Consider the following 8,525-nt stretch of genomic DNA (forward strand, 5'->3'; position numbering starts at 1 on the left):
GAACGGGAGATCGCCGAAACCATCATCGGGCGCATCGACGGCAACGGCTACCTGGGGACGGACCTGGAAATCCTGGCCGAGGAGGCCTGCGCCGGGATCGAGACCGTGGAGCGGGCGCTGACCGCCGTCCAGCACCTCGACCCCCCGGGGATCGGCGCCCGCAGCCTGGAGGAGTGCCTGCTCCTGCAGATCTACGCCTCCCCCTTCCCCCACCCCCTGGCCTCGCGGATCGTCTCCGGGCACCTGGAGGAACTGGGCCGCCGGGAATACGCCCGGATCGCCCGGGCGCTGCGCGTCTCCGAGAAGGAGGTCCGCGCCGCGGCCGCGTTCATCGCCACCCTCAACCCCCGCCCCGCCAGTCCCTTTCACGACGAGACCGGGACCTACGTCATCCCCGACATCACCCTGGCCGACGTCGACGGCGACTACCACATCTCCCTCAACCAGGAGCACAACCCCGAGATCAGGATCAGCGGGGCCTACCGCCGGATGCTGGAGAACCCGGAGACCGACCCCGAGACCCGGCGCTACCTCCGCCAGAAGATCCGCCGGGCCCTCGACCTCATCCGCAACCTGGACATGCGCGAGAACACGCTCTACCGGCTGGCGGCGGAGATCATGAAACGGCAGCCGGAGTTCCTGGAAAAAGGGGCGGAGCACCTCAAACCCATGACCATGAAGGAACTGGCCCAGGCCCTCGACGTCCACGAATCCACCGTCAGCCGGGCCGTGGCCAACAAGTACATCCACACTCCCCGGGGAACGTTTCCCCTGCGTTTCTTCTTCTCCACCGCGCTCAAGGGGGCGGGAGGGGAGGACGTCTCCAGCGAACGGGTGCGGCACAGAATCCGGCGCCTGGTCGGAGAAGAAAACCCCCGGCGCCCCCACTCCGACCGGAAGCTGGCCGAGCTCCTGAGCCGGGACGGGGTCGAGGTGGCGCGGCGGACCGTGACCAAGTACCGGGAGCAGCTGGGGATCCCCTCGACCCGGGAACGCCGCCGGGCCTGAGCCCGCCCTCCCCCCGTCCCCCGGAAGGGACGGGAGGGGGGGGAACCGCTCTTACCTGGTCGCGGGGAGGTCGCCGGGCTCGCCGAAATAGGCCCGGGTCACGCCGCGGATGATCCAGAGCCCGTTGGCGCTGGGGTTGCCGCCGAGCCGGGCCACCCCGGCGTCTTCCAGGGAGTTTCCGGTGAAATCGCCGGGGACGGGTTCGTCCCCGGCCGCGCCCAGGTAGAAGCGGGTCTCGCCCCGGACCGCCCAGAGTCCGGTCCCGGGCCGGAAGACCGCGGGAAGGGCGCGGAACGGACCGGTCTTCGTCTCCGGAGCGTACCAGCGCCAGTAGCCCGGGACCGGGACGTCCCCGGCTTCGCCGAAGTAGCTCCGGGTGGTCCCCCGGACCAGCCAGGCCCCGGTTTCGGGCCGGAAGACCGCGATCTCGTCGGCCCCGTCGCCGTCGTAGTCGGCGACGGCGGGAAGGTCCCCGGGTCGCCCGAACCAGACCGGGGACTGCCCCGGAAAGAGCCAGGCCCCGATCCAGCCCTGGAAGAGGGCGGGCTCGCAGGTGCCGTCGCCGGCATAATCGGCCGGGACCGGCCGGGGGTCGAGCAGCGGGCCGCCCAGGTAGGTCCTGGTGACCCCCTTCACCGCCCACAGCCCCGTGGAGGGGCGCCAGACGGCGAGATTGGTGACGCCGTCCCCGTTGTAGTCGCCGGGGACGGGCACGTCGCCGTCGCGGCCGAAATACGAGCGCCCCAATCCCCGCACCGCCCAGAGCCCCGTCGCGCCCCGCCAGACGGCGATGTCGGAAACTCCGTCCCCGTTGTAGTCGCCGGAGGCGGCGCTGGCGCGGCCGCCGCGCGAGCGCGAAGCGGTGACGGCGACGTCGTCCAGGCAGATCGTGGCCCCTTCGTCGTTGTACTCGTCCCAGGAGAACCGCAGGAACATCTCCGAGGGACAGCCGCTCAAATCGACCTCCTGGTTGTGCCACGAGCCCGCGCTCCCCGCGAACTTGCGGAAGAACGCCCAGGTCTCCCCGTCCAGCGAGTACTCGAGCCGGAGCATCTCGAAGAGGGGGCCGATCCCGGGCCGGTAGGAGAAGGTGCAGGCGGACGCGTTCGCGACCAGGGGGGTGACGACGCCGTCGCCGGCCGCGGCCAGGAGGACGCTGTGGGTGGGGGACCGGCTCTCGGTCTCGGTGCGCTCGGCGTTCCCCTCCGCCCTCCACCCGGAAGGCGGGAAGAACTCCTCCTCGAAGTCGCTGGCGGCGCCGAGGACGGGCGGCGGGGGCTCGGGGGTCGGCGCCCGGCCGGGGGCGAAGACCTGGACCCGGTCGACCAGGTCGTCGGTGGCGTAGACGTTCCCGGAGGCATCGACGGCCAGCCCCAGAACCATCCGGTTCTGCCCGGGAGCGGTCCCGGCGCCGCCGAAGGTGGCCTGGAAAGCGTAATCGGCGCCGAAGACCTGAATCCTGCCGGTGTGGTCGGAGACGTAAATCCGGCCGTCGGGGCCCACCGCGACCCCGTGAGGCCAGACGAACTGGCCGTTGCCCATGCCCGGGCTCCCGAAGAGCCCCAGGAACGTCCCGGCGGCGTCGAAGACCTGGACCCGGAAGTTGGAGGTGTCGGCGACGTAGACCTTGCCGTCGGGGCCGGCCGCGATCCCCTCGGCCCGGTCGAACTGGCCGGCGGCGTTCCCCTGGCTCCCCCAGGCGTTAAGGAAGACGCCGTCGGCCGTGAACTTCTGCACGCGGTAGTTGAAATAGTCGCAGATATAGACGCTCCCGTCCGGGCCCACGGCCGCGCCCCAGGGATATCTGAACTCGCCCGGGGCCGAACCTTCGCCGCCCCAGGCGGCGGTCTGGACCCCGGCGGAGGTGAACCGCAGCACCCGTTCCTGCACGTTCTGGCAGACGTAGACGGACCCGGAGGCGCCCAAGGCCAGCCCCTCGGCGATCCCGGTGTCGGGGAGGGTCCAGGCGCGCTGAAAGATCCCGGCGGCGCTGAAGACCTGCACCCGGTCGTTGAACCGGTCGGCCACGTAGACCTCGCCCCCGGCGCCGAGGCCGATCCCGTTGGGAGCCCGGAACTGGCCGGCGCCGGTCCCCTCGCTCCCCCACGAGGCCACGACGTCGTACCCGGCCCGGACCGGCGACGCCGGAACCAGGCAGAACCCGAGAAAAACCGCGACCGAAGCCGCTGCCGTTTTCATCATGGAAACCCTCCTTCAATCCCCGCTGCCGGGCCGGGGGAAACGTCTTCGGGCCCCGCGGCCGCGCGGGAGGTTCGGTGCGATGTTTTCTCTTTATCAAACTTGCGCCGGTTTGCCAAGGAATAACCCGCCCGCGGGGCCCTTCCCCGGACGGGGGCGGGGGAGTATACTGTCATCCGGGCCGGCGGGACCGGCCCGGGGAGGACACGCGCATGAACGGAACCGGAGGAACGTTCGTCTGCCCGGCCTGCGGGCAGGAATCGTGGCTGAAGACCGTCACCCGCTACGACGGATTCACCGCGGTCGGGGAGATCGAGACCTGCGCCCTCTGCGGGCGCGAATTCGCCCCCGGGGAGGTCGAGACGGAGCGGGAGGAGACTCCGGAATTCCTGCGCCGGAGCGGGCCGAGGCGGGTCTGCTACCTCTGCGCCCACTACGTCGTCAACCCTTTCGTCCAGAAGTGCGTTCTCCGCGGCCGGGAGGTGGAAGCCCTCGATTCCTGCCCCCGGTTCGCCCCCAAGGCGCCGGAGACGGGAGAAAGCGGGCCCGGCGGCGGGAAGCGGGAGCCGGGACCTTCCATCTTCGGAGACTGACCCCCGGCCGGATCAGAAGTTCCAGGCGGCCCCCAGGGTGTACCACCAGTAGTCGCCCCGCTGGAGGGGCCGGACCGCTTCCCGGAGGTCGGACGAGGCGATCTGGTAATAGGAGACGCTGCCGGTGACCAGGAGCCCCTCCCCCAGGTCGATCCCCAGCTCCAGGGAAGTGAGGAAATCGCAGAAGGCGGTCTTGTCCACCCCGTAGTAGGCTTCGTTCCACTTTCCGTCGGCCCCGCCGATCCCCACCCGGGGGGTGAGGAAGAACGGGCTCATATCGAGGAAATAGCCGAGGTCGGCTTTCCCGTAGAACCCTTCGGCGTAATCGAAATCCCAGTAGATGTCGAACTCGATGAAGAGGGGCCGACCCCAGGACATCTCCAGGGCGAGTTCCTGGGTCTTGTGGCGGTTGTGCTCGGGGTAATAGTAGTAGACGTACATCAGGGAGACGCCGCCCTCGGCGGTCCGCCGCGCCAGGCCGCCCCGGAAGCGCCACTGGGAGAAATCCCCCTTGAGCCCGTCGACGTTGGTCATGTCCAGGGTCCCGTCGGCGCCGATCTCGACACCGCTTTCGTTGAGGCGGATCGAGGGCTGGAAGACGAAATCGGGGTTGTACTCCAACCCCCTCCAGATGTACTGGGAGGGGAAGAGGGCGGTGACGTCGCCGTTGAACTCCTGGCCGCCCTCCTGCGGTTGGAAATAGGGCTGGGCCGGGGCCGAGGCGGCGGCGGCCAGACCGAGGATGCAGATCAGCGCGGCCGTTCTTGACATGAGGTTTCTCTCCCGATTAAGCTGTTGGCGGGTTTACCGGGATAGAGGATAGAGCCAATGCCGTCGGGGAACAAGGTCAAGTTTCGAAGGAAAACGGCGCTCCTCTTCCTGGCCGTGGCCGCCGCCGGGTGGTCCTGCGGGGGGCCCGAGGCGCCCCGGCCCGGGGAGAAGGGGGAAGACCTCGTCCCCGAGCGGACCGCCCGGGTGGACTACGTGATCGACGGCGACACCCTCATCCTCGAGGACGGGGAACGGATCCGGTTCCTCGGCATCAACGCCCCCGAGATCAGGAAACTCTCCGGGGGGAGCTACCACGGGACCGACGAGCCCTGGGGGCGGGACGCGGCCAACTTCCTGGGGCGCCTGGTGGAGGGCAGGGAGGTGGGGCTGGTCTTCGACGAGCCCCGCACCGGCAAGTACGGCCGCACCCTGGCCTACGTGGTCTACAACGGGGAACTGGTCAACGGAGTGCTCCTGCGCGAGGGGTACGCCCGCTACGCCGACTACGGCAACGCCCTGCTCCGCGGCGAAGAGCTGCGGGCCCGGGAGGCCGAGGCCAAGGCCCGGCGGCGGGGCCTCTGGGAAAACCAGCCGGGGAGCTTCCGCCCCCCCTCCTACCTGACCGGGGGCAAGCACTGCGATTTTTATTTCCGCCCCGAAGACCCGGCCCTGGTCCAGGTCCCGGAGGCGGAACGGTTCCGCGTGACCGGCGGGGAAGCGGAGGCCATGGGCCTGGCTTCCTTCGCCGAAACGGCGGCGGACGATTCCCGCTAGGCCGGCGGCGGGTTGCGGAGGAGGACCGTCTCTCCTCGGTCCAGCCCCAGGTTCCGTTCCACCGCCGCGCACTTGACCTTGAAGAGGAAGAAGAGGCCGGCCTGGCGCGCCCCCCAGAGCGACTCCAGGTTGCCCTGCCCCTTGCTCACGACCAGGTCGGCGTCGGCGAAGCGGCGGCGAAGCTCGTCCGAGCAGCGCTCGAGCATTGTGCCCGGGGAGTCGTCGCCGTTGTCGATCACCCGGCAGACCTCCTCCAGGCCGGCCTGGCGGGCGTCGTCCCGGGTGGCGTCGTTGATCACGGCCGCGCCCCGCACCGCCAGGGTCAGGTCGTGGTCGCCCAGGGCCAGGATCTCCTCGACCAGGAGCCGGTCGAAGACGATCTCCCCGGCGTTGTCGGCCAGGTAGAGGACCGAGCCGGCCCGGCCGAGGGCCTCGCGGAAGGCGTCGTACTCGAAGGTCCCGAACCCGGCCCGGAGGGCCCGTTCCAGTTCCGCGTTCAGGTCGTGTTCGGTCCCGGCCCCGTAGTCGATGATGTTGGCGGCGATGGCGAAACCGACCGCGGCCCGCAGGGGGTCGCCGGACCGGGCGATCCGCTCCTTCAGCTCGGGGTAGAGGGCCAGCGCTTCCCGGTTGGCCTGGCGCTTGATCTCGCGGTAAGGGTCCTTCCCCACCCGTTCCCGGATCAGGGCGTAGAGTTCGCGCCCGAGCGCGGGCGGGGGATCGGCGGGAGTAAAGTTTCCCAGGCGGCGGGAGAACTCCAAAAGGATCTCCCCCTGCAGCGCCTCGTCGGCCCCGGCCAGGCGCAGCGCCCGCAGCGCCTGCCGGAAGAAGCAGGGAATGCAGTCGAGGTAGGTGTGTACGGTCCGGGCCCGGGCCTTCATCCTCCCCCCTCCCCCCTTCGCGGCAGGGTCAGCGTCAGGCCCGCGCGGAGCCGGACGAAGTTTCCAGCCAGGACCCGGTCCAGCTCGGCCAGGGCCCGGTCGCCGGTGCAGTGCCCGGCGGCGACGGTGTCCGGGGCCAGCGCCGCGATTTCGGCGACGGCGGCCGCGACGGACGACGCCGGGGCCGAGCAGAGGTGGAAGCCGCCGGCCAGGGCGGCGATCCGGCGGCCGGGGAAGAGACGGCGGGCGTGTTCGAGGGTGTTGCCCAACCCGGCGTGGCCGCAGCCGCTGAAGAGGACCACCTCCCCCTCCTCCTCGACCGCCAGGTACTGCTCGTCCGTGAAGGGGTCGGGAACGAAGCCGTCCCCCTCCCGGACCGCCAGGAAGGGTTCGTCCCCTTCCGGGGGGCGCCCGCGGGGGATCTCGCCGCTGAGCCAGACCCCCGGGAGGATCTGCGCGGGCTCGCGGTTGAAGCGGAACCGGCCCCCCAGCGCCTCCAGGGCGCCGGCCCCCGACGGGGCCCCGATGGCGCGGGGGGCCGCCCCGTCCCGCAGCCGGCAGCGGCCGGGCCGGAAGACCCCGGGGTGGGCGTAGACCGGGCGGGGGCCGAAGGCGCGCAGGAGCGCCTCCAGGCCCCCGGCGTGGTCGTAGTGCCCGTGGCTGAGCACGATCCCCGCGACCGGCCCCGGGTCGACTCCCAGCCGGGCGGCGTTGGCGGCGGCCTCGGGACCGGGACCGGCGTCGAAGACCAGGGCCCCGAACCGCCCCGAGATCAGGAACGAGAGGCCGTGGGCCCCGGCCAGCCCCCCCGGGGCCGTCTCCTCGACCAGAACGGTCGCCTCAAGCACCGGCCGCCTCCGGCTTGAACCAGGCGACCAGCTTCAGGCCCCGGATCTGCCGGAAGGAGGCGCCCTGGGAGACGTAGGCCCGGACCCGGGCCGGGTCCTCGACCCGGGAGCCGCAGACGACGTCGACCCCGCGGCGGAAGAGGACGGGGCTGAAGGGGGCGGTCGGCCCCAGGAGGACGGTGTAGGCCCGGGGGCAGAGGGCGAGGAGGTCGGCGGCGGTGCGGTTGATGAAGGCGCTGGCCGAAACGGCGGCGACGTCGGCCCGGGAGAGGGGCCCGGCCGCTTCCCGGACCCCTTCCTCCCCTTCCCCGGGAGGTCGGCCGATCACGGTCAGGGAACGGACTTCCCCCTCCAGCTTCCTGAGGAAGGGGAAATCGCCGACCACGACCAGGTTCTTCCCCCGGGCGCGATCGGCCACGATGCGGGCGGCGTTGATTTCCGGGCAGCCCCGTCCGTTGGCCGCCAGCAGGGAGTTGAGGGCGGCCATGCCCAGCGACGCCTCCAGCAGGCGCGGGGAGAGGGCGAGCCGGGCCAGTTCCCGGGCTGACTTACCCACCAGCTCCCCCGCCCCCCGGACCCAGGCCGGATCGTGCCCGGAACAGGGGTCGCGGAAGGTGCTCGACAGCCCCCAGCCCGCGCTCTTGACCAGGGTGTCGAAGGGCCCGATGCAGACGTCCTCGACCTCCGCGTCCCCGGGCAGGTCCGCGATCATCTCTTCCAGCAGGTGTTCCTGATCCGCGACGGCCATGCTTGCCTCCCCTTGCTCCGCGCCCGCGGGGCGCTGGTTCCCGAGGTTGGATAGTACCAGATTGGGGGGGAAGATTCAGGATTCAATAGCCTTTGTCTCAGCCCCTGAAGATATTTGCACCTGTGAAAAGCATAGGGCATAGAGCATGGAGCATAGAGGCCCCCCACCTCGGCCTCTGAAGATTTTTGCACCTGTGAGAAGCATAGGGCATAGAGCGTAGAGCAAAGAGTATTCCCGTCATTGCGAGGAGTCCCGCGTCTCGCGGGACGACGAAGCAATCTCTCCATAGGGAACTTTAAGATTGCTTCGTCGCCCAGGCTCCTCGCAATGACTTCAAATATCCCTTCTTATGCTCCCCCAAAACCCTTTCCCCATCTGTGTCACCTGCCTGCCGCAGGCAGGTCTGTGGACTGCTTCCGGGGGCGTGGTGGTGGGTTCCTGAACCCTGAACCCCGAACCCTCTTTTCCCCCCCTTCATGAACTTCATGGTAGAATCCAGGCCTGAACCCTAAAGGGTCCGTGGCGGAGGGGCTTTTCTCCATGCTCTCTGCACTCTGCTCTCTGCCCCCCTCCCCTCAGGGGTTGGCGACGGGCAGATCGGTGGAGGCGCCGTAGTAGGGGGCGGTCACGCCCCGGATCAGCCACTTCCCCGAGGCGGAGCGGAAGACGGCGAAGTCCCAGGTCCCGTCCCCGTCGTAGTCCG

Annotated in this window: 8 protein-coding genes; 3 read left to right on the top strand and 5 right to left on the bottom strand. The window is 70.3% G+C overall.

Annotated features, from left to right (window positions below; all coding sequences use genetic code 11):
- A partial coding sequence (gene rpoN, locus PLZ73_12405; protein ID HOO78675.1) for an RNA polymerase factor sigma-54 occupies positions 1-1,008 on the top strand: 1,008 nt, incomplete at its 5' end.
- Positions 1,009-1,059: 51 nt separating this feature from the next.
- On the opposite strand, the gene PLZ73_12410 is transcribed toward rpoN, so the two are convergent.
- The gene (locus tag PLZ73_12410; GenBank protein HOO78676.1) at positions 1,060-3,210 is read right to left on the bottom strand and encodes a hypothetical protein; all 2,151 of its coding nucleotides are present in this window, start codon (positions 3,208-3,210) and stop codon (positions 1,060-1,062) included.
- Between the two features lie 209 nt (positions 3,211-3,419).
- Between PLZ73_12410 and PLZ73_12415 the strand changes: the two genes are divergently transcribed.
- Positions 3,420-3,800 carry a hypothetical protein gene (locus tag PLZ73_12415; GenBank protein HOO78677.1) on the top strand — a complete coding sequence of 127 codons (381 nt, stop codon included), beginning with the start codon at positions 3,420-3,422 and terminating at the stop codon, positions 3,798-3,800.
- Positions 3,801-3,812: 12 nt separating this feature from the next.
- On the opposite strand, the gene PLZ73_12420 is transcribed toward PLZ73_12415, so the two are convergent.
- Positions 3,813-4,571 (bottom strand): hypothetical protein, encoded by a 759-nt coding sequence (locus PLZ73_12420; GenBank protein ID HOO78678.1) that lies wholly within the window; start codon positions 4,569-4,571, stop codon positions 3,813-3,815.
- Between the two features lie 57 nt (positions 4,572-4,628).
- Here PLZ73_12420 and PLZ73_12425 point away from each other — a divergent pair, with 57 nt between their 5' ends.
- Positions 4,629-5,345: a thermonuclease family protein gene (locus PLZ73_12425; protein HOO78679.1), complete on the top strand. Its 717-nt coding sequence runs from the start codon at positions 4,629-4,631 to the stop codon at positions 5,343-5,345.
- Here PLZ73_12425 and PLZ73_12430 read toward each other — a convergent pair.
- Genes PLZ73_12430 through PLZ73_12440 form a run of 3 tightly spaced genes read right to left on the bottom strand, consistent with a single transcriptional unit; the run spans position 5,342 to position 7,822 of the window.
- Positions 5,342-6,226 (bottom strand): ARMT1-like domain-containing protein, encoded by an 885-nt coding sequence (locus PLZ73_12430; GenBank protein ID HOO78680.1) that lies wholly within the window; start codon positions 6,224-6,226, stop codon positions 5,342-5,344. The two genes, PLZ73_12425 and PLZ73_12430, sit on opposite strands and share 4 nt — an antisense overlap.
- Positions 6,223-7,074 (bottom strand): MBL fold metallo-hydrolase, encoded by an 852-nt coding sequence (locus PLZ73_12435; GenBank protein HOO78681.1) that lies wholly within the window; start codon positions 7,072-7,074, stop codon positions 6,223-6,225. Before PLZ73_12435 ends, PLZ73_12430 begins: the two co-directional genes overlap by 4 nt.
- Positions 7,067-7,822 (bottom strand): DUF364 domain-containing protein, encoded by a 756-nt coding sequence (locus PLZ73_12440; protein HOO78682.1) that lies wholly within the window; start codon positions 7,820-7,822, stop codon positions 7,067-7,069. The genes PLZ73_12435 and PLZ73_12440 overlap by 8 nt, the downstream gene beginning before the upstream one ends.
- Positions 7,823-8,525 lie beyond the last annotated feature (703 nt).

The organism is bacterium (assembly GCA_035380285.1).
GTDB lineage: Bacteria > Auribacterota > Erginobacteria > Erginobacterales > DAOSXE01 > DAOSXE01.